Below are 24,538 nucleotides of genomic sequence, written 5' to 3' on the forward strand. Positions count from 1 at the left end.
ATGGCGGTGTTCGTACCGCCATCGCCCGACCGGCTTTCCGACGCCGACCGGCGAGGGACCGACCGCGGATTGCGCCCCGCGGCCGGGACGAGGTCGGCATCGGAGAGCGTGCAGCCGGGCCGTACGGCCCGGTGGCGCACGAGCAGGACGGTCGTCCGGTGCGACCGGACCGGGATTCCCCGGCCGCACCGGAGGACCGCCACCATTCCGGAGATCCGGAGGACTTGATGGCACCGCCCGCCGCTGCCCTAACCCGTACCGCATCCGCTGGCCACCGTCCGGCGAGGCGTGCTCCGGTGGACGCGGTGGCCTGAGACGCCCGGTCGGGGCACGCCAACGCCCCGGCTGGTCGGTTGCGGGGGAGGCAGGGTCGAGACGCCGACCCGACCCTGCCTACCAAGCCCCGTCTGCCCGCACCCGGACCGGGAGCCGGTCCGGCGTCGTCGCCGCCGACGCCGACGTCGGAAACCGGTGCCGTCCCGGTACGGGGCGGGCGGGCGGGGCCCCGCCACCCAGGCCATATCTTTCCGAACAATATTCTGATATTCCTATATTTAGCGGTACCGACGTTCCTCCTGAACGGGAAGGAGCACCATGCGAACAGGTGTCTGGCTGGTAGGAGCGCGCGGTTCCGTCGCGACCACCAGCATCGTCGGAGGGCTCGCGCTGCGGGCCGGCCTGGTCGGGCCCACCGGTTGTGTCACCGAGCTGCCCGAGCTGCGCGGTCCCGCCCTGCCGGCCTTCGCCGACCTCGTCTTCGGCGGGCACGACCTGGCCACCACCCCTCTGTGCAAACGCGCCGAGGCGCTGGCCGACGCCGGTGTCGTTCCCTGGCGGCTGGTCGCCGCGCTCCATGACGAACTCGGCGCGGTCGAGCAGGAGCTGCGCCCCGCACCGGTCGGCGCCACCCAGGCAGATCGGGCCGCCGCCGTGGTGCGCGACCTCACCAGCTTCCGCGAGCGGCACGAGCTGGACCGGGTGGTGGTGGTCAACGTCTCCGCCACCGAGGCAGCTCCCCGACCGCACCCCGGGCACGCCGACCCGGCCGCGCTGCGCGTCGCCCTCGCCGGGCCGGACGAGGTGCTGCCGACCAGCTCCCTCTACGGGTACGCGGCACTGCTGGCCGGCTGCCCGTACGTCGACTTCACCCCGTCCACCGGGCTGCGGCTGCCGGCACTGGCCGCGCTGGCCGAAGAGGTCCGGCTGCCGTACGCCGGGCACGACGGTAAGACCGGGGAGACCCTGGTCAAGTCGGTGCTCGCGCCGATGTTCGCCATGCGCAACCTGGCCGTGCGCTCCTGGTCCGGGGTCAACCTGCTCGGCGGTGGCGACGGCGCCACCCTCGCCGACCCGGCCGCCAACGCGGCGAAGGTGCAGAGCAAGCAGCGGGTGCTCGGCGAGACGCTGGGCTACGTCCCGCAGGGCGGCACGCGCATCGAGTACGTCGAGGAGCTGGGTGACTTCAAGACCGCCTGGGATCTGATCACCTTCGCCGGCTTCCTCGGCACCGGCATGCGGATGGAGTTCACCTGGCACGGCTGCGACTCAGCGCTGGCCGCGCCGCTGGTGCTCGACCTGGCCCGGCTCACCGCCGCCGCGCACGCCGCCGGGCAGGTGGGGCCGCTGGCCGAGCTGGGCTTCTTCTTCAAGGACCCGCTCGGCTCGCCCACCCACTCGCTGGGCGAGCAGTGGGCCCGGCTGACCGACTTCGCGCGGCTTCTGCACGCGGGCTGGGACGGTGCCCATGGCCACGCTGGCTGACCTCGCCGAGCTGGTCCGGGCGCCGGCCGCGCTCTCGGTGCCCGGTGACGTGATCGCCGGAGCGGCGGCGGCCGGCACGCTGAGCCCGCGTACTCCCGCCCTGGCCGGCGCCTCGGTGCTGCTCTACTGGGCCGGCATGGCCGCCAACGACTGGGCCGACCGGCGCCTGGACGCCGAGGAACGGCCCGAGCGGCCGATCCCCAGCGGCCGGGTGACCCCGGCCGCCGCGGTCGGTCTCGCGGCTGGCCTCACGGCCGCCGGTGTGGGCCTGGCCGCCGCCGTGGGCGGTCGCCGTGCCGCCGCGCTCGCTGTGCCGCTGGCCGCCACCATCTGGGGGTACGACCTGCTGGCCAAGAACACCGCCGCCGGGCCGGCCGTGATGGCCGCCTGTCGAGGGCTCGATGTGCTGCTCGGCGCGTCCGGCGGCGGGGTGACCCGGGCGTTGCCGGCGGCGGTGACCGTCGCCGCGCACACCTGGACGGTCACCGCGCTGTCCCGCCGGGAGGTCACCGGAGCCGATGCCGCCCTCCCGATGCGCACGCTGGTCGGCACCGCCCTGGTCGCCGCCAGCGCGGCGGTCGCCACCCCTCGCCGTGCTGCGGTGCTGCCCGCCGTGCTGGCCGGGTGGTACGCGGCCCGTTACGGCGCGGCCCAGGTCGAGGTGGTCCGGGACCCGTCGGCCGGGCGGGTTCGCGCCGCGGTCGGCGCCGGGATCACCGGGCTACCCGCCCTGCAGGGAGCGCTCACTGCCCGGGGCGGAGCCGGCCTGCTCGGGATGGCCGTCGCGGCGGCCGCTCCGCTGGGTCGACGGTTGGCCCGGAAAGTCTCCCCGACATGACCGTTCCGCAGCCCCGACCCGCTCCGCCGACGGTCGACGCCACGACGCTGCGCCTCGGGTACGGCACGAACGGCTTCGCCAACCACCGTCTCGACGACGCGCTCGCCGTCATCGCCGATCTGGGCTACGACGGGGTCGCTCTCACTCTGGACCACGACCACCTGGACCCGTTCGCGCCCGGGCTCACGCGCCGGGTCGCCGCCGTCGGCCGACGGTTGAACGCGCTGGGTCTGGCGGTGGTGATCGAGACCGGGGCCCGCTACCTGCTCGACCCGTGGCACAAGCACGCCCCGACGTTCCTGCACGACGACCCGACGCGGCGGATCGAGTTCCTGCGGCGGGCCGTGCGGATCGGCGCCGACCTGGGCGCGGAGGCGGTCTCGTTCTGGGCCGGTGTCCGGCCCGAGGCGGTGTCACCGCAGTGCGCCTGGGACCGGCTGGTGGCCGGCTGTGCCACCGTGGTCGACGCGGCCGACTCCGCCGGTGTCACCCTCGGCTTCGAGCCGGAGCCGGGGATGCTGGTGCAGGACATCGCCGACTGGCGTCGGCTGCACGTCGCCCTCGGCGGCCCGGCCCGCTTCGGCATCACCCTCGACATCGGCCACTGCCGCTGTCTGGAGCCGTGGCCGGTGCCGCAGTGCGTCGCCGAGGTGGCCGGGCACCTGGTCAACGTGCAGATCGACGACATGCGCCGGGGCGTGCACGAGCACCTGGAGTTCGGCGTCGGCGAGATCGACTTTCCGCCGGTGCTGGCAGCCCTGGCGGAAGCCGGCTATCGCGGGCTGGTCGCGGTGGAGTTGCCACGAGACTCGCACGCCGCGCCTGCCGTGGCCGCCCGGTCGATCGAGTTCCTGCGTGGCGCCGCCGCGACTGCGGCGGCCCGCCCGCGGACCACCGAGGACAAGGTGCCCCCAGGCGCCCTTTGCTCTGCTTCAACGGACGCAACAGCGACCGTCCGATATTCGGACAGTGACCGTCGCGTGGGTTGAAGCAGAGCAAAGGGGCGCGCCTGGGGTGCCTGCGTAGCAGCTAGGGGAGGAGACGGGATGACACCGGATTCACTACGGGCCGCGCTGCGAGGCGTACCCGATCCCGATTGGCTCGACACGGCGCTGCGCCGGGTCACGGTCGAGCCCACCGCGATCACCCGGCTCTTTCCCGCCGTCGGCCGGCGCTGCGGCCGGGCCGCGTTGCCCGACGCCCCCGGCTGGACCGCCGACGACGCGGCCCGGGTGCTGCTGCTCACCAGTCTGCCCGGCGACCACGCGGCGTACGCCGACAGCCTCTACCAGCACGGTGACGCGACCGAGCGGCGAGCCGTGCTGCGGGCCCTGCCGCTGCTGCCGATCGGCGCCGCCGGGGTGCCGCTCCTGCACGACGCGATCCGGACCAACGACACCCGGTTGGTCGCCGCCGCGCTCGGCCCGTACGCCCAGCACCTCGACCCGGCCGCCTGGCGGCAGGCGGTGCTCAAGTGCGTGTTCAGCGGTGTCCCTCTCGCCGCGGTCGCCGACCTGGACGCTCGGGCCGACGGGGAGTTGGCCGCGATGCTGGGCGCGCTTGCCGCCGAGCGGCACGCCGCTGGCCGGGAGTTGCCCGCCGACGCCACCGATCTGCTCGACCGGCTCACCGCCGCACTGCCCCGGGAGGCGTGACATGCGTATCTTCGACCCGCACATCCACATGACCTCACGCACCACCGACGACTACGAACGGATGGCCGCCGCCGGAGTACGCGCCGTGGTGGAGCCGGCGTTCTGGATGGGTCAGCCGCGTACCAGCGCCGCCTCGTTCATCGACTACTTCGACTCGCTGATCGGCTGGGAGCCGTTCCGAGCCGGTCAGTTCGGGGTGCGACACCACGCCACCGTGGCGCTGAACCCCAAGGAGGCCAACGACCCGCGCTGCCGCCCGGTCCTCGACCTGCTGCCCCGCTACCTGGACAAGGACGCGGTGGTGGCGGTCGGCGAGATCGGGTACGACTCGATGACGCCGGAGGAGGACGAGGCGTTCGCCGCGCAACTCGCGTTGGCCGTCGCGTACGACCTGCCGGCGCTGGTGCACACCCCGCACCGGGACAAGGCGCGAGGCGTCGAGCGCACCCTCGCCGTCGTCAACGAGTCCGGCATCGGCCCGGGCCGCGTGGTGGTCGACCACCTCAACGAGGTGACCGTCAAGCTGGTCCGGGACACCGGCTGCTGGCTGGGCTTCTCCATCTACCCGGACACCAAGATGACCCCGCTGCGGATGGTGGAGCTGCTGCGGGAGTACGGCACGGATCGGATGCTGGTCAACTCGGCGGCCGACTGGGGGCGTTCCGACCCACTCCTGACCCGGGCCACCGGCGAGGCGATGCTGCTGGCCGGGTTCAGCGACGACGACGTCGACCGGGTGCTGTGGCGCAACCCGGTGGAGTTCTACGGGCAGTCCGGTCGCCTCGACCTGACCGACCTGGAGGACCCCGCCGCCGTGGACCCGCAGACCGGCAACTCGATCCTGCGCGGCGGCAGCTGATGCGGCTACGACACACCGGCGGCGATACCATCCACCTCGGCTACTGCACCAACGTGCACCCCGCCGAGGAGTTCGCCGGCATCCTCGGTCAACTGGACACCTACGCCGTGCCGGTCCGCGAGGCGCTCGGCAGCGACCTGCTCGGGCTCGGCCTGTGGTTGGCCGCCCCGGTCGCGGCCGAACTGGCCGCCGACCCGGCGCTGCGCCGCCGGCTGCGCACCGAGCTGGACGCGCGCGGGCTGGAGGTGGTCACCCTCAACGGCTTCCCGTACGCCGCCTTCCAGGCACCCGTGGTCAAGCACGACGTCTACCACCCCGACTGGACCACCGAGCAGCGGTTGACGTACACCCTGGACCTGGCCCGGGTGCTCGCCGACCTGCTGCCCGACGACGCCGCCCGGGGTTCGATCTCCACCCTGCCGCTGGCCTGGCGGCAGCCGTGGGACACCGAGCGGGCCGACGCCGCCCGCCGCCGGCTGGACCAACTCGCCGCCGGCCTGGCCGCGGTGCAGCGGGACACCGGCCGCGAGGTGCGGGTCGGCTTCGAACCGGAACCCGGCTGTGTGGTGGAGAGTACCGACCAGGCAGTCACATTACTGTCCGGTATGGACACCGAGCGGCTGGGCGTCTGCCTCGATCTCGCCCATCTGGCCTGCGCCTGGGAGGAGCCGACCGAGGCACTGGACCGGCTGCGGACGGCTGGCCTGCCGGTGGTGAAGGTGCAGGTCTCCGCCGCCGTCGAGGCGGCCGACCCGGCGGGCGGGGCCGACGCGTTGCGGCGCTGGGTGGAGCCACGCTTCCTGCACCAGACCCGGGGCGCCGGTTGCGCCGGCCTGGCCGACCCGGCTGACCCGAGGCACGCGGCCGACGACCTGGACGCAGCACTGGATCAGGAGCTGCCCGGCCCGTGGCGGGTGCACTACCACGTGCCCCTGCACGCCCCACCCGAGGAGCCGCTCGGCTCGACCCTGCCGGTCCTGCGCGCGGCCCTGAGAGCGCTCTTCGACGGCCCGACCGCCGGCTGCGACCACCTGGACGTCGAGACGTACACCTGGGGGGTGCTGCCGGCCGCGCGACGGCCCGGCACCGACGTGGAGCTGGCCGGCGGCATCGCCGCGGAGCTGGCCTTCGCCCGTGACGAACTGGTCGGCCTCGGCCTGACCGCAGAGCGAACCGTGAGCATGGGAGAGACGCGATGAGCCGGCGACTGGTGGTGCTCGACGTGGTGGGATTGACCCCGCGACTGCTGAAGCACATGCCCCGGCTGCGCGGGGTCGCCGACGGCGGCTTCCGAGCCGAGCTGGGCACCGTGCTACCCGCCGTGACCTGCTCGGTGCAGTCCACCTTCCTCACCGGCGAGCCGCCGAGCGGGCACGGGATCGTCGGCAACGGGTGGTATTTCCGGGAGCTTGGTGAGGTGTTGCTGTGGCGGCAGCACAACGCGCTGGTCGGCGGGGAGAAGCTCTGGCAGGCGGCCCGCAAGGCCGAGCCCGGCTACACCGTCGCCAACGTCTGCTGGTGGTACGCCATGGGCGCGGACGTCGACTGGACGGTCACCCCACGCCCCGTCTACTACGCCGACGGGCGCAAGGAGCCCGACTGCTACACCGACCCGCCGGAGCTGCATGACGCGCTGACCGGGCGGCTGGGCACCTTCCCGCTGTTCACCTACTGGGGGCCGACGGCCGGGCTGCCCTCGTCCCGGTGGATCTGCCAGGCGGCCGAGCAGATCCTGGCCGACGTGTCACCCGACCTGACCCTGGTCTACGTCCCGCACCTGGACTACGACCTGCAACGGTACGGCCCGTCGTCGGCCCAGGCCGCCGCCGCGGCAGCCGAGCTGGACGCGGTGCTCGGGCCACTGCTGGACGCCGCCCGGGCCCGCGACGCCACCGTGGTGGTGCTGTCCGAGTACGGCATCACCGACGTGTCCCGGCCGGTGGACGTCAACCGGCTGCTGCGCGCCGAAGGGCTGCTGCGGGTGCACACCCAGGCCGACATGGAATACCTCGACCCGTGGACGTCGAGGGCGTTCGCGGTCGCCGACCATCAGGTCGCCCACGTCTACGTCAAGGACCCGGCCGACGTGCCGGCGGTGGCGAAGCTCTGCGCCGGGCTGCCCGGGGTGGCCGAGGTGCTCGACGCCGACGGTAAGGCCGAGCACGGGCTGGACCATCCGCGCGCCGGTGAGCTGGTGTTGGTGGCCGAGCCGGACGCCTGGTTCACGTACTACTACTGGCTGGACGACGCCCGCGCACCGGACTTCGCCCGGCTCGTGGAAATTCATCGGAAGCCAGGTTACGACCCGGCGGAGTTGTTCTTCGACCCGGCAAACCCCGGTGCCGCGAAGGCTCGCGCCGGCGTGGCCCTGGCCCGCAAGAAGCTCGGCATGCGCTACCTGATGAGCGCGGTCGGCCTGGACGCCGGTGCGCGGGCGGTGCGGGGTTCGCACGGGCGGCTGCCGGACGACCCGGCGGACGCCCCGGTGCTGCTCTGCTCCGACCCGGCCGCCGCCCGGGACCGGATCGCGGCCACCGAGGTCAAGGCGCTGCTGCTGGAGCTGGCCGGGCTGAGCCCAGGCGCTACGGACGTGGGTCGGCCGGGTGAGGGGTCATGACGGTCACCGTCGCGCCCACCGACACGAGCGGGCTCCGGGCGCGCTTCGACGTGGAGCTGGCCGGGTTTCTCGACCGGCAGGGCCCGGACTGGCCGGACGGCGCGCCGCGCGGCGTGTTCACCGCGCTGCAACGGTTCGTGCTGGCCGGTGGAAAGCGGATACGCCCGCTCTTCTGTTACTGGGGCTGGCGCGGCGCGGGGGCGGCCGACGGCAACCCGATCGTGGTGGCGGCGGCGGCCCTGGAGCTGTTCCACGCGTTCGCGCTGATCCACGACGACATCCTGGACGGCAGCGACCGACGCCGGGGCGAGCCGTCGGTGCACCGGCTCTTCGCCGATCTGCACGCCCGCTCGTCGTGGCGCGGTGACCCCGAGGCGTACGGCCGCAACACCGCGCTGCTCTGCGGGGATCTCTGCGCGGCCTGGTCGGATCAGATGTTCCACGAGTGCGGGCTGAGTGCCGACGCGGTGCACCGGGGGTACGGCGTGTTCGCGCTGATGCGTACCGAGGTGATCGCGGGTGAATACCTGGACCTGGTCTCGGGCGTGGGTGACGGCTCGGTGGCCAGCGCGCTCACCGTGATCCGGATGAAGGCCGCCCGGTACACGGTCACCCGACCGTTGCAGATCGGCGCGGCCCTGGCCGGCGCGGGGCCGGAGTTGATCGCCGCGTTGGGCGAGTTCGGTGACCCGCTCGGCGACGCGTTCCAGCTCCGCGACGATGTGCTGGGTGTCTTCGGGGACCCGGCGGTCACCGGCAAGTCGGTGCTGGACGACCTGCGTGAGGGCAAGCCCACGGTGATGATGGCGCTGGCCCGCAGCGCCGCCGACCGGCCGCAGACCACCCGGCTGCGGGAGCTGTTCGGCAACCCGACGTTGGACGCCGAGGGCGCAGCGGAGCTGCGGAGCATCATCGAGGCGACCGGCGCCCGGGAGCGGATCGAGCAGATGATCCGGGTCCGGACCGAGGCGGCGCTCGCCGCGTTGCAGAGCGCGATGGTGGCCGAGGAGGCCCGCTCGGCGCTGGTTGCGCTGGCCGCACAGGCGATCGACCGCCGCGCCTGACCGGCGACTTTTAACCAGATCGACAAAAGTTGATGCTGGATCGCCGGAAGGTATGGACACATTGACACCCGCAACTTAGTGTCGTGACCAACACGACATTGTTTCGTCGAGGTGAACCGGCGGCGCGGCAACCCATCGACCCCCACCATCACCGCTACGGCATCCGGCGCGACGGCGCGCGCCCGGCCTGGCAGTCATTCGTCAGGAAAGGGCAGCACACATGTCCATGAAGGACGCTCCCACACGTCGATCCCGACGATGGTTCTCCGCCGGATCAGCAGCGTTGCTGGTGGCCGCGGCCGGCACGGTCGCACTCGGTGCCGGCTTGACCCCGGCACAGGCGCACCCGATCAACGCGACCGACTTCCAGCAGGTCGAGCTCGCCCGCGGCGTGACCGACATGGGTGAGCCGATGTCGCTGGCGGTGCTACCGGACCGCTCGGTCCTGCACACCGCTCGCAACGGCACCCTGCGCCGCACCGACGCCAACGGCACGACCTCCGTGATCGGCACCCTGGCGGTCTACAACCACGACGAGGAGGGGCTGCAGGGCGTCGGGGTCGACCCGAGCTTCGCCAGCAACCGGCAGATCTTCCTCTACTACGCCCCGCCGCTGTCCACCCCCGCCGGCGACGCGCCGGCCACCGGCACCGACTTCTCGGCCTGGAACGGCGTCAACCGGCTCTCTCGGTTCACCCTCAACGCCGACTTCACGATCAACCAGGCGAGCAAGGTCGACGTGCTCGACGTCCCGGCCAACCGCGGCCTGTGCTGCCACGTCGGTGGGGACATCGACTTCGACGCCGCCGGCAACCTCTTCCTCTCCACCGGCGACGACACCAACCCGTTCGAATCGGCTGGCTACTCGCCGCTGGACGAGCGGACCAACCGCAACCCGGGGTACGACGCGCAGCGCAGCGCCGGCAACACCAACGACCTGCGGGGCAAGATCCTGCGGATCAAGGTGAACGCCAACGGCACGTACTCCATCCCGGCCGGCAACCTCTTCGCGCCGGGCACGGCCAAGACGCGGCCGGAGATCTACGCGATGGGGTTCCGCAACCCGTTCCGGATCAGCGTGGACAAGGCCACCGGTGTCGTCTACGTCGGTGACTATGGGCCGGACGCCGGCACCACCAGCGCCACCCGCGGGCCGTCCGGCCAGGTCGAGTTCAACCGGGTCGCCGCGCCGGGCAACTACGGCTGGCCGTACTGCACCGGCACCAACACCTCCACCGAGACGTACAACGAGTGGGACTTCGCCGCCAACACCAGCGGTGCGAAGTACAACTGCACCGGCGGCCCGACGAACAACTCGTTCCGCAACACCGGCCTCACCACCCTGCCGCCCGCCCAACCGGCCTGGATCCGGTACGCCGGCGACGCCGGCACCCCGACCGAGTTCGGCGGCGGCTCCGAGTCCCCGATGGGCGGCCCGGTCTACCGGTACAACGCCTCGTCGACCTCCACCACCAAGTTCCCGCAGTCCTTCGACGGGCAGTTCTTCGCCACCGAGTTCGGCCGAGGCTGGATCAAGCCGATCCACGTCAACTCCGACGGCTCCCGGGGCACCATCGACACCTTCCCCTGGGTCGGCAAGCAGGTGATGGACTCGGCGTTCGGCCCGGACGGTGCCTACTACGTGCTCGACTACGGCACCGGCTACTTCAACGGCGACGCCAACTCGGCGCTCTACCGCTTCGACTACGTCGGCGGCGGCAACCGGGCGCCGACCGCGGCGGCCAGCGCCAACCGGACCTCCGGTGCCGCCCCGCTCGCCGTGACCTTCTCCTCGGCCGGCTCGTCCGACCCCGACGGCGGTGCGCTGACGTACTCGTGGAACTTCGGCGACGGGACCACCTCGACCGCGGCCAACCCGTCGAAGACCTACACCGCCAACGGCAGCTACACCGCCACACTGACGGTGCGGGACCCGCAGGGCGCCACCGGCAGCAGCAGTGTGCAGATCAGCGTCGGCAACACCGCGCCCACGGTGACCATCAACAACCCCGGCAACGGTCAGCTGTTCAGCTTCGGCGACACGGTCCCGTTCAGCATCACGGTGACCGACCCGGAGGACGGCACGATCGACTGCACGAAGGTCAAGATGACCTACGTGCTCGGGCACGACCAGCACGGGCACCAGATCACCTCGAAGACCGGCTGCTCGGGCACGATCACCATCCCGGTCGACGGTGAGCACGACGACGCGGCGAACATCTTCGCGATCTTCGACGCCGAGTACACCGACGCCGGTGGTCTGACCACGCACACCCAGCACACGCTGCCACCGAGGCACCGGCAGGCCGAGTTCTTCGGCACCTCGTCCGGGATCAACGTGTTCAGCAAGGCCACGGCCGAGGGCGGCAAGACCGTCGGTGACATCAACAACGGCGACTGGATCGCGTTCCAGCCGTACCGGCTGGGCAACGTCACCTCGTTCAACGCCCGGGTCTCCTCGGCGGGTGCCGGTGGCACCCTCCAGGTCCGGGCGGGCTCGGCCACCGGCACGGTGCTCGGCTCGGCCACGGTCGCCGTGACGGGCAGCTGGGACACCTTCGCCACGGTGACCGGGACGATCACCAGCCCGCCGACCGGCACGACCACGCTCTACCTGACCTTCGCCGGGTCGGGCACCGGGGCGCTCTACGACGTGGACGCTTTCACCTTCGTCACCGGGACTTCCACCGGCGGGGGCGGCCCGATCAAGGGTCTGGGCGGCAAGTGCCTGGACGTGCGTAACGCCGCCACCGCCGACGGCACCCAGATCCAGATCTACACCTGCAACGGCAGTGCGGCGCAGAACTGGGCGGTCACCCCGAACTCCACGATCAAGTCGTTGGGCAAGTGCCTGGACGTCTCGGGTGGTGGCTCCGCCGACGGCACCAAGATCCAGCTCTACACCTGCAACGGGACCGGGGCGCAGAACTGGTCCGCACAGGCCGACGGCACGGTACGCAACGCGGCGTCCAGCAAGTGCCTCGACGTCTCCGGCAACAACTCCGCCGACAGCACGGTGGTCCACCTCTGGACCTGCACCGCCGCCGCCAACCAAAAGTGGATCCTGCCCTGAGCCTGAACCGCCGCCTTTAGGAGAGCGATATGCGCAGACTTCTGCGACCCGTCCTCGGTGCGGGCCTGGCCGCCCTCGCCGTCATCGCCTGCACCACCCCGGCCAGCCCGGCCAGCGCCGCCGACGCCCCGTACGACGTGCTGGTCTTCTCCAAGACCGCCGGCTTCCGGCACGACGCGATCCCGGTCGGCATCCAGACCATCCGTGACCTGGGCGCGGCGAACAACTTCACCGTCACCGCCACGGAGGACGCCGCCACGTTCACCACCGGCAACCTCGCACAGTACGAGGCGGTCGTCTTCCTCAACACCACCGGCGACGTGCTCAACGCCAGCCAACAGACCGCCTTCGAGTCGTACATCGGCTCCGGTCGCGGGTATGTGGGTGTGCACGCGGCCTCCGACACCGAGTACGACTGGCCGTTCTACGGCAACCTCGTGGGCGCCTGGTTCGCCTCGCACCCGGCGATCCAGCAGGCCAACATGAAGGTGGAGGACCGGGGGCACGCGGCGACCGCGCACCTGCCGCAGACCTGGACCCGCACCGACGAGTGGTACAACTACCGGACCAACGCCCGGTCGACCGCCCACGTGCTGGCCACGCTGGACGAGTCGTCGTACTCCGGTGGCGGGATGGGCGCCGACCACCCGCTCAGCTGGTGCAAGAGCTACAGCGGCGGCCGGTCCTTCTACACCGGTGCCGGGCACACCCAGGCGTCGTACGCGGAGCCGGCGTTCCGGGCGCATCTGCTCGGCGGCATCCGGTACGCCTCCGGTCGGAGCAAGGCCGACTGCCGGCCCGAGACCGGCTACACCCCGCTCTTCAACGGCTCGACGACCGGCTGGTCGCAGGCCGGCCCGGGCAGCTTCAGCAACTCCGACGCCACCCTGACCTCGGTGGGCGGCATGGGGCTGTACTGGTACAACGCCAAGCAGTTCACCAACTACTCGTTGAAGATGGACTGGCGGCTCGCCGGCGACGACAACTCCGGTGTGTTCATCGGGTTCCCGCCGTCCACTGATCCGTGGTCCGCGGTGGACAACGGTTACGAGATCCAGATCGACGCCACCGACGCCGCCGACCGCACGACCGGCTCGGTCTACACCTTCAAGTCCGCCGACATCGCGGCCCGCGACGCGGCGCTCAACGCGCCGGGGGAGTGGAACACCTACGAGCTGTTGGTCGAGGGCGAGCGGCTGCAGATCTTCCTCAACGGGGTGAAGATCAACGACTTCACCAACACCAACCCGGTCCGTTCGCTGGCCGGCCACATCGGCATCCAGAACCACGGCACCGGTGACGACGCCTCGTTCCGCAACATCCGGATCAAGGAGTTGGGCACCACGCCACCGCCGACCGGGAACACCACGATCCAGGCCGAGGCGTTCAGCTCGGCCAACGGGGTCACCCCGTTCGCCAAGGCGGGCGCCAACGGTGGGCAGACCATCGGGTACATCGACCCGGGCGACTGGGCCGCGTACAACGGCGTCAACCTGACCGGGGTCACCTCGTTCACCACCCGGGTCGTCTCCGGCGGAGCGGGTGGCACCGTCCAGGTGCGCACCGGCTCGGCCACCGGCCCGGTGCTCGGCTCGGTCGCGGTGCCGAACACCGGCAGCTGGACGACCTTCGCCAACGTCACCACCACGCTGTCCGGCGTCCCGTCCGGCACCCAGAACCTCTATCTCACCTTCACCGGTAGCGGCACGGGGCTCTTCGACGTGGACGATTTCACCCTGGTCAAGGGTGGTGGTGGCACTCCCGGGGTCGGCCCGATCAAGGGTCTGGCCGGCAAGTGTCTGGACGTCCGCAGCGGTGCCACCGCCGACGGCACCCAGATCCAGATCTACACCTGCAACGGCGGAACGGCGCAGAGCTGGACCGTGACGCCGAACTCGACGATCAAGGCGCTCGGCAAGTGCCTGGACGTCTCGGGCAGCGGCACCGCCGACGGCACCAAGATCCAGCTCTGGACCTGCAACGGCACCGGTGCGCAGAACTGGGCGGCCCAGGCCGACGGCACCCTGCGCAACACGTCCTCGGGCAAGTGCCTGGACGTCTCCGGAAACAACTCGGCGGACAGCACGGTCGTGCACCTCTGGACCTGCCTCAACGCGGCCAACCAGAAGTGGACGCTGCCCTGACCGTCTGAGCCTCACCGTCGCGGTCCACCCCCCGCGGCGGCGAGACTCGGGAGCGGTGTCATCCGCGAGCGTTATACCTGTGAGTCATATCTATGACCCACAGGTATAACGCTCGCACCGCTATGTCCGCCGACTCTCGGACGTCGCCCGTGGCGCGCGACCCGCGGACGCCCGCAGACCAGCTCACAGCCGGCTGCCGTACCTTGACCGACATGGGGCAGTTCGCGCAGTGGCGCGGGATGGTGCGGGCGCAGGGGCACCGGCTGCGTGATGCGCTGCGCCGGGCCGAGGAGCCCGACGATTCGTCCGAGCCGGCGCCCAGTCTCAATCGCCTCGGCGCACTGGTGGAGGGCTTCGCCGCGGGCCAGCCCGTGCGCTGGAAGTTGGCCGGGCCGCCCCGACCGCTGCCCGGCCCGGTCGACGTCGTGGCGTACCGGATCATCGAGGAATCGCTGACCAACGCGTGCCGGTACGCCCCGGGCGCGCCGGTCGCGGTCCGTCTGCGCTACGACGCCACGGGCATCACCATCGAGGTACGCGACGAGGGCGCCGGTCCCGCACCGTCGGGCGGGGGCACCCAGGGCGCCGGGCGGGGTCTGCTCGGGGTACGCAGGCGTGCCGAGCGGCTCGGCGGCACGTTCTCGGCCGGCCCGCGCGCCGGCGGCGGCTTCACCGTGCGGGCCGTCCTGCCCGCGCCCGAGGAGGTGGCCGAATGATGATCCGGCTGTGGGGCTTTCGCGATGGGGTGCTGCGGAAATAGGGTGAGGGCGGCGACCGTGCTGGTGGCCGGTGACCCGGTGGGAGGCGCAACCCGCCGGGCCCAGGTGTGTTCCGCACCCACCGGTGACCGTCCCGGCGTCGCGTACGTCCGGTCACCCTCGCCCTGGTCCGCACATGGAATCCCCATCACAACAGGGGAGAAGGACAATGGCGCGACCCATCACGCTCTTCACCGGCCAGTGGGCCGACCTGCCGTTCGAGGAGGTCTGCCGGCTCGCCTCCGAGTGGGGCTATGACGGTCTGGAGATCGCCTGCTGGGGCGACCACTTCGAGGTCGACAAGGCGCTCGCCGACGACTCGTACGTCGAGCGCAAGCGGGAGACCCTCGCGAAGCACAACCTTGAGGTCTTCACGATCTCCAACCACCTCGTTGGTCAGGCGGTCTGTGATCACCCGATCGACGAGCGGCACCAGGACATCCTGCCCGGTCGGATCTGGGGCGACGGGGAGCCCGAGGGCGTCCGCCAGCGGGCAGCCGAGGAGATCAAGGACACCGCGCGGGCGGCCGCGAAGCTCGGGGTGAAGACGGTCGTCGGCTTCACCGGTTCGTCGATCTGGCACACCCTGGCGATGTTCCCGCCGGTGCCGCCGTCGATGATCGAGCGCGGTTACCAGGACTTCGCCGACCGGTGGAACCCGATCCTCGACGTGTTCGACGAGGTGGGGGTGCGGTTCGCGCACGAGGTGCACCCCAGCGAGATCGCGTACGACTACTGGACGACGAAGCGGACGCTGGAGGCGATCGGCAACCGGCCCGCGTTCGGGCTCAACTGGGACCCGTCGCACTTCGTCTGGCAGGAACTGGACCCGGTGAACTTCATCTTCGACTTCGCCGACCGGATCTACCACGTGGACTGCAAGGACGCCAAGGTACGGACCGGGGATGGCCGGCGTGGTCGGCTCGCCTCGCACCTGCCCTGGGCCGACCTCCGCCGTGGGTGGGACTTCGTCTCCACCGGGCACGGCGACGTGCCGTGGGAGGACTGCTTCCGCGCGTTGAACGCGATCGGCTACACCGGCCCGATCTCGATCGAGTGGGAGGACGCCGGGATGGACCGGCTGGTAGGTGCCCCGGAGGCGTTGCAGTTCGTCCGCCGGCTCGCCTTCGACGCTCCGAGCGCCGCCTTCGACGCGGCGTTCAGCAGCAAGGACTGACCGCAGCCCGGACAGACCACGGGCCGGTCGCCCTGCGGCGACCGGCCCGTCGACGTGCGATTGGTCAGAGCGTGCTGGCGTTCGTGCCCGAGCCGGACGGCTTGGTGCGGGGGTTGGTGGACGACGGCGACCCGGAGGTCGTGCCGACCGTGCTGGTGCTCGCCTTGGCGCCCATGGTGGCGGGCGTGCCGGCAAACGCGTCGTCGGCGGCGGTCAGCTCCTGCTTGTCAGTGCTGCCGTTGCCGTTGCCCAGCTTCTCGCCCAGTTTGGTCTGGCCGAGCTTGTCCTTGCCCTCGCTGTAGAACTTGTTGGCCTGGGCCTGCGCGACCCCGGCCGCCTCTTGGACGGTCGGGTGGTCGAGCACCTTGCGGCCCCGGACCACGAGCTCTTCGTACTTCTCCCGGCCGGCACGGGCGCCCAGGACGAATCCCGCAGCCAGCCCGCCAAGAAACATGATCTTTCCGCGCATGGCGGCTCCTTCCGTACCTGACGCGCCGTCGCCCCGGTGAGTTGCCCCGCCGGGAGCGACCAAACCGCGCCTGCGTCCTCTGTCCGCAGCTAACTACCCATCCTGCTCTCCACTCAAGCATGCTTGTGCCAGGATGACGATTTACCCCAATTGTCGATGCGTCGCGGCCCTGACCTGCGGGCCTTGATCATGGTGGGGGTGGGCCGTAACCCACTGGACCGCCACCGGGGAATGTCCTGTACTCTTGTCCCGTCGCACGGCGTCGGCGAGATCCGGAGTCGCGCGGTGCACGGTCCCCTGTAGCTCAATTGGCAGAGCAGCCGGCTGTTAACCGGCAGGTTATTGGTTCGAGTCCAATCGGGGGAGCTTCTCCACCCAGCGCCCGTCGGCATTACGCCGACGGGCGTTTTCGTGCGCATGGCCCGGTTTCGCCTCCCGCGACGTACTCGCCCGGCAGGATGGTCGATGTCGACCCAGGCTCCCACTGCGTCGATTGATGCGTCGATTCTTGGGGTGAGTGGGGATGTCCGGACGAGGCGGCAGGGCCACGCTGATCGCGGTGGCGGTCGTGCTCGCCTGGCTCGTGATCGGTGGCGTGGCAGGGCCGTACGCCGGGCGCCTCAGCGAGGTCGCCACCAACGACAACGCCGCCTTCCTGCCCACCAACGCCGAGGCCACCCGCGCCCAGGACCTCGCCGGCGGGTTCGTCGACCGGCAGACCATCCCGGCTCTGGTCGTCTACGAGCGGCCCTCCGGGATCACCGACGCGGACAAGCAGCGGGTGAGCGCCGACGTTGCCCGGTTCGCCCAGGTGCCCGGAGTGGTCACCCCGCTGCCCCCGCCCATCCCCAGCGAGGACGGCCAGGCACTCCAGGTCGTCGTGCCGGTGGACGACGCCGAGGGGGACCGGATCGGATCGGTCGTCGAACAGTTACGCGACATCACCGGCGACGACCGGGACGGGCTCACCGTGGACGTCTCCGGACCGGCCGGCCTGCTCGCCGACCTGATCGAGGTGTTCTCCGCCATCGACGGGCCACTGCTGCTGGTCACCCTTGTCGTGGTGCTGATCATCCTGCTGGTCGTCTACCGCAGCCCGGTGCTCTGGATCTTCCCGCTGCTGTCCGCCGGGATGTCGTACGCGCTCGCCTCGGTCTTCGTCTACCTGCTCGCCGACGCCGACGTGGTCAAGCTCAACGGGCAGGCCCAGGGCATCCTCACCGTGCTCGTCTTCGGCGCCGGCACCGACTACGCGTTGCTGCTGATCGCTCGCTACCGGGAGGAGCTGCACCGCCACGACCGCCCCTGGGGCGCCATGCGCACCGCCTGGAAGGGTGCGGCACCGGCCATCATCGCCTCCGGCGGCACGGTCATCGTCAGTCTGCTCTGCCTGCTGTTGTCCAGCCTGAACTCCAACCGAGCGCTCGGCCCGGTCGCCGCCATCGGGATCGCCGCCACCCTGCTGGTGATGCTCACCTTCCTGCCTGCCCTGCTGGTGCTCGGCGGCCGGTGGGCGTTCTGGCCCCGGCGACCGCGGGAGGACCAGGCCGACCCGAGGGCCGAGCACGGCCTCTGGAGCCGCATCGCCGGCTTCGTGGCCCGGCATGCCCGACCGATCTGGCTGAGCACCGCGGTCGTGCTGGCCATCCTCACCCTCGGCCTCACGCAACTCGGCGCCACCACCCTCGGCCAGTCCGATCTGTTCACCCAACGCACCGACTCGGTGGACGGTCAGGAGGTGATCTCCCGGCACTACCCGGCCGGCACCGGCAGCCCGGCCACCATCTTCGCCACCGAGCAGACCGCCCAGCAGGTGGCCCAGGTGGCGCAGGGCGTACCCGGTGTCGCCGAGGTCCGCCCGCTCACCGCCGGCCCGCAGACCGGCGTACCCAACCCGAACGCCGCGCCGAAGGTCGTCGACGGGCGGGTGCAACTGGAGGCGACCCTGGCCGACCCACCGGACAGCGACGGCGCCGAGCGGACCATCCGCGAGCTGCGGGTGGCCGTACACCAGGTGCCGGGCGCGGACGCGGTGGTCGGCGGCTTCACCGCGATCAACGTGGACACCTCGGACGCCGCCAAGCGCGACCAGAGCGTCATCATCCCGGTGGTGCTGGCGGTCATCGCGGTCATCCTGGCCCTGCTGCTGAGGGCGCTGCTCGCCCCGCTGCTGCTGATCGCCACCGTCCTGCTCAGCTTCGCGGCCACCCTCGGCCTCTGCGCGCTGTTGTTCCGCCACGTCTTCGACTTTCCCGGCGTGGACTCGTCGTTCCCGCTGTTCGCGTTCGTCTTCCTGGTCGCACTCGGCATCGACTACAACATCTTCCTGATGAGCCGGGTCCGCGAGGAATCGGTCAAGCGTGGCACCCGGGCCGGTGTGCTCGCCGGCCTCGCCGTCACCGGCGGGGTGATCACCTCTGCCGGCATCGTGCTCGCCGCGACCTTCTCCGCCCTCGCTGTCCTGCCACTGGTGGTGCTGGTCGAGTTGGGTACCGCGGTCGCGATCGGGGTACTGATCGACACCATCATCGTCCGGTCGCTGCTGGTGCCGGCACTTGCGTACGACATCGGGCCGAAGGTCTGGTGGCCGGGCCGGTTGTCCCGGGCGAACGGGGAGCGGGAGGCGCGCAATGCTGGCTGAGACCGACGTGGTCATCGTCGGCGGCGGCCTCGCCGGCCTCGCCGCCGCCCGCCGTCTGCACCGCGCCGGCGTGCCCTGGCGGCTGTTGGAGGCCGGTGGTCGACTCGGCGGCCGGGTCGCCACCGACGTCGTCGACGGCTACCTGATCGATCGTGGCTTCCAGGTGCTCAACACCGCCTACCCCCGGCTCGGCACGCTGCTCGACACCGACCGGCTCAACCTCGGGTACTTCACCTCCGGTGTGCTGGTGCGCAAGGGCGACGACCTGTTGCGACTGGTCAACCCGGTGCGCGAACCGACCGGTGGGCCGCGCACCGCGCTCGCCGGGGTCGGCTCGCTGCTCGACCGAATGCGCTTCGCCGCGCTCGCCACCGGTTGCGCCACCCTGCCCGCCTCCCGGCTGCTCGCCGCGCCGGAGACCAGCGCCGAGACGGCCCTGCGCCGGGCGGGCCTCTCCGACGCGATCATCGAGGAGCTGCTGCGGCCGTTCCTGTCCGGTGTGTTCATCGACCGGGAGCTGTCCACCTCCAGCCACGTACTGGCGATGGTGCTGCGCTCCTTCGCCCGTGGCCGGATCGGCCTGCCCGCCGAGGGCATGGCCGCGCTGCCCCGGGCCATCGCGGACCCGCTGCCGGCCGACCTGCTCGACCTGGAAACCCCGGTCGCGGAGGTAACCCCCGGCCGGGTCCGCACCCAGGCCGGCGACATCCGCTGCCGGGCCGTCGTGGTCGCCGTCGACCCGCCCGCCGCGTCCGCGCTGCTGCCGGCCCTGGCGACGGTACGCATGCACAGCTACACCACCTACTACCACAGCGCGCCCGAGCCGCCGCTTACCGAGCCGATCCTGCTCATCGACGGGGACCGACGCGAGATCATCGCCAACACGGTGGTGCTCAGCAACGCCGCCGGAACGTACGCGCCCGCCGGACGGCACCTCGTCGCCACCTCGGTGGTCGGCCCGACGGCCCCGCCTGAGCCGACCGTACGGGCCGAGTTGACCCGGCTGTATGGATGTTCAACCGCCGACTGGACCCACCTCACCACCGTGGCCGTCCCGAACGCGCTGCCCGCCGCACCGCCACCGCAGGGGCGACTGCGCAAGCCGGTGGCGCTGGGGGAGGGGCTGTTCGTGGCCGGTGACCACCGGGACAGCCCGTCCATCCAGGGCGCTCTCGCCAGCGGCTGGCGCACCGCCGGAACGGTGTTGGACGAGCTGCGCGTCGGGTGACCGGCGTACCCGGGACGACCCGAGCGCGCTGTTATATTCCTGTAGCCCATCGTGCTGGTGAAGGCGTGGGCGCCGGCCGGCTCGGTGCTGGCCGCTGATCGCCGAGCGGGATAAGATCCGGCGCGGTGTCGGGGCGGTAGCTCAGCCGGTTAGAGCAGGGGACTCATAATCCCTCGGTCGCGGGTTCGAGTCCCGCCCGCCCCACCGACCGCACCATTGTGCGAACCGGTGGTACTCCTGAAGTACACCCCCGTCCGTTTCGGGCGGGGGCATTGTCGTGTCGGTGGGGATCTTGAACACGGGGACGACTCCCTGGTCGGTGAGTTGGACTTCGGCGATGAGGGCCTCGATGGCGGCTTTGCGTTCGGTGGTGGTGCCGCTGGTCATGATGTCGGTGAGGTGGTCGCGGATGCGGGTGACGGTGCCGGGCGGCGAGGGCGCGGGCTGGGCGCTCAGGTCGGCGGCGAGTTCGGCGCGCCGGTTGTCGGTGGTGGTGTCGTGTTGGGCGTGGGCGCGTTGGATCATGGCGGCGAGGACGGGTTCGGCGGTGGTGTAGAAGTCGAGTAGGGCTTTGAGGATCATGTGGTCGAGGTCGTCGGCGGGGAGCCGGGGTGCCGTGCAGGTGGCGTGTTTGCCGTAGCGGGTGCGGGTGAAAGCAGGTGTAGTAGCGGTAGCGGCGGGTCCGGCCGTTGGCGGACGTGCCGATGTAGCCCAGTCCGCACTGCGGACATGTGAGTAGGCCGGTGAGGTAATAATCCGAGTCGGACATGGTCCGCTGGGTTTGGACGTCCCCTCGGGCGTTGGCGATGTCCTGGGCGCGTCGGAGGTGTCCCGGTCGATTAACGCGTCGTGGACGTCGGTGACGAGGATGTCGCGGTAGGTGATGTCGCCTACGTAGGCGACGTCAGCGTGCGGATGCGCACGCTGATCGCGGCCCGGGACTGGCTGACCGTGGTGCGGTTGCCGGCCTACGCACTCGATCTCAACCCCACCGAGGGCGTCTGGGCGTGGATGAAACGCGGCATCACCAACACCGGTCGTCCACGGCGTCGACCACCTGGCCAACCTGGTCAGACAGCGTTTACGCGCCTGCCAGAATTAGGCCGACTTCATCGCCGGCTTCATCGCCCAGACCGGCATGACCCTGGGCCCCGAACCATCCTGACCGTACAGATGTCAGCCTTTCAACCTCTGTATCCGGAGGTGGCAAAACCGTCGCCCGCCAACGCTTCTGCCACCTCCGGCATGATCAGCTGAACACACGGCTCGGCATTCCACCGATTTAGTGTGCGTGCCAGGTGCCGGAGGTCCTTTCGAATCAACGCTGAGTCGATGGACACCATTTGCGACAGCACCGGCCCGAGGAGTGCGCAGGCCGCCTCGAGCTCTCGAACACTGGCAAGCACGAGGGCCAGTCGGATGCCGTACCGCGCGCGGGTCCGGTGCGCGTCAGGTGGAAGCCTGGCAATCTCGGTGGAGAGCACACGGGCGGCCTCGACCGGGCGACCGAGGTCGTGCAGACACCATCCCCGGGTCATCTCGACGGGGTCGACAACCGTCGTCGTACCAAGGGGTGTAATGGACGATCCAACCCGCTCCGCCTCGGAAAGCAGAGTCCTGGCCTCAGTCAACGCCCGGCGGCAGGCCGGGGCATCGCCGGTGAGCGCGTGGCCCTGTGCCTCCCGCAGGGCCGCAAGACCACGTACCCGTGGGCCCTTTGCCTTGGCCCGTGCGCGTCGGGCAAGCGCCACGGTGTCATGTGGATGCCTGCGATAGAGGGCGATCAGGGCGCGTCGGACATACCCGTACGCCGCCAGGTCGTCATCCCCGCCAGCGGTCGCGAGTTGGGCGGCCTGGCCGGTCCACCAAAGGGCCGCGGCGTCATTCCCCAACTCCTGCGCCATCCACCCGGTGTACTCGGCGAATCGGGCAGCGAGTGCGAGGACCTCGGGATTCGAACCGTGACGGGCCATCGCCCGCAATGTCCCGGTCGCGGTGACCAGCACCGGCAGCACCTCGGCCGGGCCTGCTACCTGGCCGATTATGCGGACGTGGTCGAAGATCGCGTTGTAGGAGGCGACTGGCGAGAGTGCGGCGCTCCGTGCCTGCGCCGGACTCGACACCGACCAGCGAAGAGTGCGGTGGTCGGGTTGCGACTCGCCGGCCGGCCCGCGTGCGTCAAAGACGAACGAACCCTCGGGTGTCAGCGTCAGCAACCACGGGTCCACGCCGCTCGGTGGCGGCGCCGCTCGGTGGCGCTGGGCGGTCGGGGGCAGGGTCTGTGACAGTGCCCCGCTCGCGTCGAGCGCCGCGTCCAGGAGACGGGCCAGATCCGGTCCGGGGCGCTTGAAACCATTTTCGATCTTACTCAGATGGCCCCGACTGTAATACGTCAGCCGACCCAGATCGGTGAGCGACATTCCTGCGGCGAGGCGACGCCGTCGTAGCTCCGCGCCGAATGCGGTTGCGCTGGCGGCGCTTTGATCTTGTGATGTCAGATCTCTGTCCACGTTGTCAACGGTGGCCGCCGAGCGGCGCGTTGTCGAGGGCTCGACAGCCGTCGTTGTCCGCTGTTCGGCCAGTCGGTGTTTCCTGTTGTCCAATGGGCGACGGAAGAATATCTGTCTTGCCACGGGCAACGGGAGAGTGTCACCCTACGACGTGTCCGGAGGGGGGCGCACATCCATGTCGCCGCGTGTTTTTGTCAGTTACCGCAAGGCGGACGGGGGCTTTGCGGCAGTGTTGTTGGACGAGACGTTGCGGGGCCGTTTCGGAGATGATGTTGTTTTTCGGGACAGCCGCAGCATTCCACTCGCCATGGATTTCCGCAGTGAGCTGTGGAGGGCACTGCGAGACACGGGCGTCCTTCTCGCGGTCATCGGCCCGGGGTGGTTGACCGTTCAGAAAAATGGTGCTCGTCGGCTCGACGATCCGGACGACTACGTACGTCAAGAGATTGAGCATGCCATTAGGTTTGGTCTCCACGTGATCCCGGTGCTGATCGGCGACACAGCCTTGCCGTCGGCGAATGACCTTCCAAAGGACATGCGCGAGCTGGTCTACAGGCAGTATCACCGGATCAGCGTCCGGACCGCCTCCATCGATCTGTCCGTCCTTGTCGATCAGGTCGCGAGACTACTCGGCCACAGCGCCGGTGGCCCCACTCCGCCGGCCCCTCCGACCCCAGCCCCCGTCGAGGGGGAGGGCCACTACACCGTCGTCGCGGTCCGCATCGGAGGCTTTGCTGACCGCCCTGACAAGGAACAGGGCGCCCTGCGGGCGACGATGTACGAGCAGCTGCATCTCGCCGCCGGGTACGCGGGCCTGCCGTGGACTGACTTCTCCGTCCAGGACTACATCGACGGGGTGCATCTGCTCGTGCCAGGCTCGACACCGCCCGCCGCCGTCCTAGTCGAATTCCTGGGCGCCCTGGAGAAGCGGCTGGCCGATCTACCCGCGATGGGCCGACACGAGGTCCGTCTGCGCGTCGCCATCCATCTCGGCTTGGCCAGTAGGGACTCGCGCGGCTGGGCCGGTGCGGCGTTGGCCCTAGCCGACCGGCTGGTCGCTGCCCCTGCACTTACCCGACTGCTGGAGGATCCTTACACGCGACTCGCGCTAATCGTCTCCGAGAGCGTCTATACCACCGTGGTCAAGCCCGGACACCGTCGGATCGATCAGCGGGTCTACAGGGCGGTCGAGATCCGGTCCGCTGGTGTGCCGACGATCGGCGCGTGGGTCCGCGACCAGAACGGGATCTCGGCGCCCCGGATGCCACGCTGGGCGGTCGTTGTCATCGTGGTCCTGGTCGGGATTGGCGTGTTCGGAGGAGTGAGCGCGTACGCGATCGCCAACTGGTCGAATAGCGGGGCGTCCGGGCTTGACTCGCCGGGGACGACCTTGCCGGGTCTCCAATCCCGGGGATCGGCCGCATCGGGATCGACCTCGTCCGGCCCCGATGTGTCGGGATCCACCACCATCCAACTCACCGACAACGGCCTGGGCACCCCGCTGTACGTCGACACCGCCGGCACGCCGTCGGCGCATGCACGCATCCCCGTCGGCACCGAGGTACGGATCTCTTGCAAGGTGCGTAACACCGTTGCCGGCATGTCCAGCGTCATGTACTGGTACCGGATCGAGAGCGAGGAATGGCGGGGGCAATATGCCCCTTCCGACACTTTCGCCAACGGAGATACACCCCGGACTGGCGGAACTACCAGGGTCGCCGAAAACGTGCCGGACTGTTGATGA

At 70.6% G+C, this 24,538-nt stretch carries 18 protein-coding genes and 2 tRNA genes; 18 read left to right on the forward strand and 2 right to left on the reverse strand.

Features of this window, described 5'->3' with window-relative positions; all coding sequences use genetic code 11:
* Window positions 1-594 precede the first annotated feature (594 nt).
* The 12 genes from ABZS37_RS22555 (at window position 595) to ABZS37_RS22610 (ending at window position 15,946) form a co-directional block, all read left to right on the forward strand.
* Window positions 595-1,761, forward strand: coding sequence for an inositol-3-phosphate synthase (locus ABZS37_RS22555; protein WP_355171824.1), 1,167 nt, complete (start codon window positions 595-597; stop codon window positions 1,759-1,761).
* Window positions 1,745-2,599 (forward strand): SCO3242 family prenyltransferase, encoded by an 855-nt coding sequence (locus ABZS37_RS22560; protein ID WP_355171826.1) that lies wholly within the window; start codon window positions 1,745-1,747, stop codon window positions 2,597-2,599. Before ABZS37_RS22555 ends, ABZS37_RS22560 begins: the two co-directional genes overlap by 17 nt.
* A complete protein-coding gene (locus tag ABZS37_RS22565; protein ID WP_355171828.1) occupies window positions 2,596-3,588 on the forward strand; it encodes a sugar phosphate isomerase/epimerase family protein in 993 nt (330 codons plus the stop codon). The genes ABZS37_RS22560 and ABZS37_RS22565 overlap by 4 nt, the downstream gene beginning before the upstream one ends.
* A 57-nt stretch (window positions 3,589-3,645) precedes the next feature.
* Entirely contained in the window at window positions 3,646-4,254 is a 609-nt protein-coding gene (locus tag ABZS37_RS22570; RefSeq protein WP_355171830.1) for an EboA domain-containing protein, read from the forward strand.
* A 1-nt stretch (window position 4,255) separates the two neighbouring features.
* Window positions 4,256-5,113 carry a TatD family hydrolase gene (locus tag ABZS37_RS22575; RefSeq protein WP_355171832.1) on the forward strand — a complete coding sequence of 286 codons (858 nt, stop codon included), beginning with the start codon at window positions 4,256-4,258 and terminating at the stop codon, window positions 5,111-5,113.
* Window positions 5,113-6,312 (forward strand): metabolite traffic protein EboE, encoded by a 1,200-nt coding sequence (eboE, locus tag ABZS37_RS22580; protein ID WP_355171834.1) that lies wholly within the window; start codon window positions 5,113-5,115, stop codon window positions 6,310-6,312. The genes ABZS37_RS22575 and eboE overlap by 1 nt, the downstream gene beginning before the upstream one ends.
* Entirely contained in the window at window positions 6,309-7,730 is a 1,422-nt protein-coding gene (locus tag ABZS37_RS22585) for a nucleotide pyrophosphatase/phosphodiesterase family protein (RefSeq protein ID WP_355171836.1), read from the forward strand. Before eboE ends, ABZS37_RS22585 begins: the two co-directional genes overlap by 4 nt.
* Window positions 7,727-8,794 carry a polyprenyl synthetase family protein gene (locus ABZS37_RS22590; protein WP_355171837.1) on the forward strand — a complete coding sequence of 356 codons (1,068 nt, stop codon included), beginning with the start codon at window positions 7,727-7,729 and terminating at the stop codon, window positions 8,792-8,794. The genes ABZS37_RS22585 and ABZS37_RS22590 overlap by 4 nt, the downstream gene beginning before the upstream one ends.
* Window positions 8,795-9,014: 220 nt before the next feature.
* Complete coding sequence (locus tag ABZS37_RS22595) at window positions 9,015-11,867, forward strand: PQQ-dependent sugar dehydrogenase (protein ID WP_355171839.1); 2,853 nt, start codon at window positions 9,015-9,017, stop codon at window positions 11,865-11,867.
* 29 nt (window positions 11,868-11,896) lie between these two features.
* Window positions 11,897-14,011, forward strand: a complete 2,115-nt coding sequence (locus ABZS37_RS22600) for a ThuA domain-containing protein (protein ID WP_355171841.1) — start codon at window positions 11,897-11,899, stop codon at window positions 14,009-14,011.
* 212 nt (window positions 14,012-14,223) lie between these two features.
* The gene (locus ABZS37_RS22605) at window positions 14,224-14,727 is read left to right on the forward strand and encodes an ATP-binding protein (RefSeq protein WP_355171843.1); all 504 of its coding nucleotides are present in this window, start codon (window positions 14,224-14,226) and stop codon (window positions 14,725-14,727) included.
* Between the two features lie 211 nt (window positions 14,728-14,938).
* Entirely contained in the window at window positions 14,939-15,946 is a 1,008-nt protein-coding gene (locus tag ABZS37_RS22610) for a sugar phosphate isomerase/epimerase family protein (protein WP_088949630.1), read from the forward strand.
* 64 nt (window positions 15,947-16,010) lie between these two features.
* Here the strand turns inward: ABZS37_RS22610 and ABZS37_RS22615 are convergent, their stop codons facing one another.
* Window positions 16,011-16,415, reverse strand: a complete 405-nt coding sequence (locus ABZS37_RS22615) for a hypothetical protein (RefSeq protein ID WP_355171845.1) — start codon at window positions 16,413-16,415, stop codon at window positions 16,011-16,013.
* Between the two features lie 293 nt (window positions 16,416-16,708).
* Here ABZS37_RS22615 and ABZS37_RS22620 point away from each other — a divergent pair.
* From ABZS37_RS22620 to ABZS37_RS22640, 5 genes are all read left to right on the forward strand, one after another.
* Window positions 16,709-16,781, forward strand: a tRNA-Asn gene (locus ABZS37_RS22620).
* A gap of 157 nt (window positions 16,782-16,938) precedes the next feature.
* Window positions 16,939-19,056, forward strand: a complete 2,118-nt coding sequence (locus tag ABZS37_RS22625; RefSeq protein WP_355171847.1) for an MMPL family transporter — start codon at window positions 16,939-16,941, stop codon at window positions 19,054-19,056.
* Window positions 19,046-20,284, forward strand: coding sequence for an FAD-dependent oxidoreductase (locus ABZS37_RS22630; protein WP_355171849.1), 1,239 nt, complete (start codon window positions 19,046-19,048; stop codon window positions 20,282-20,284). Before ABZS37_RS22625 ends, ABZS37_RS22630 begins: the two co-directional genes overlap by 11 nt.
* 130 nt (window positions 20,285-20,414) lie before the next feature.
* Window positions 20,415-20,488 (forward strand) — tRNA-Ile (locus ABZS37_RS22635).
* Window positions 20,489-20,512: 24 nt separating this feature from the next.
* The gene (locus ABZS37_RS22640) at window positions 20,513-20,851 is read left to right on the forward strand and encodes a hypothetical protein (protein ID WP_355171851.1); all 339 of its coding nucleotides are present in this window, start codon (window positions 20,513-20,515) and stop codon (window positions 20,849-20,851) included.
* A gap of 617 nt (window positions 20,852-21,468) precedes the next feature.
* Here ABZS37_RS22640 and ABZS37_RS22645 read toward each other — a convergent pair.
* Window positions 21,469-22,887, reverse strand: a complete 1,419-nt coding sequence (locus ABZS37_RS22645) for a helix-turn-helix transcriptional regulator (protein WP_355171853.1) — start codon at window positions 22,885-22,887, stop codon at window positions 21,469-21,471.
* Window positions 22,888-22,969: 82 nt separating this feature from the next.
* Between ABZS37_RS22645 and ABZS37_RS22650 the strand changes: the two genes are divergently transcribed.
* A complete protein-coding gene (locus ABZS37_RS22650) occupies window positions 22,970-24,535 on the forward strand; it encodes a toll/interleukin-1 receptor domain-containing protein (RefSeq protein ID WP_355171855.1) in 1,566 nt (521 codons plus the stop codon).
* The last annotated feature ends 3 nt before the right edge of the window (window positions 24,536-24,538 follow it).

Origin of the sequence: Micromonospora sp. NPDC005413, assembly GCF_040606435.1 — a bacterium.
Taxonomy (GTDB): Bacteria; Actinomycetota; Actinomycetes; order Mycobacteriales; family Micromonosporaceae; genus Micromonospora.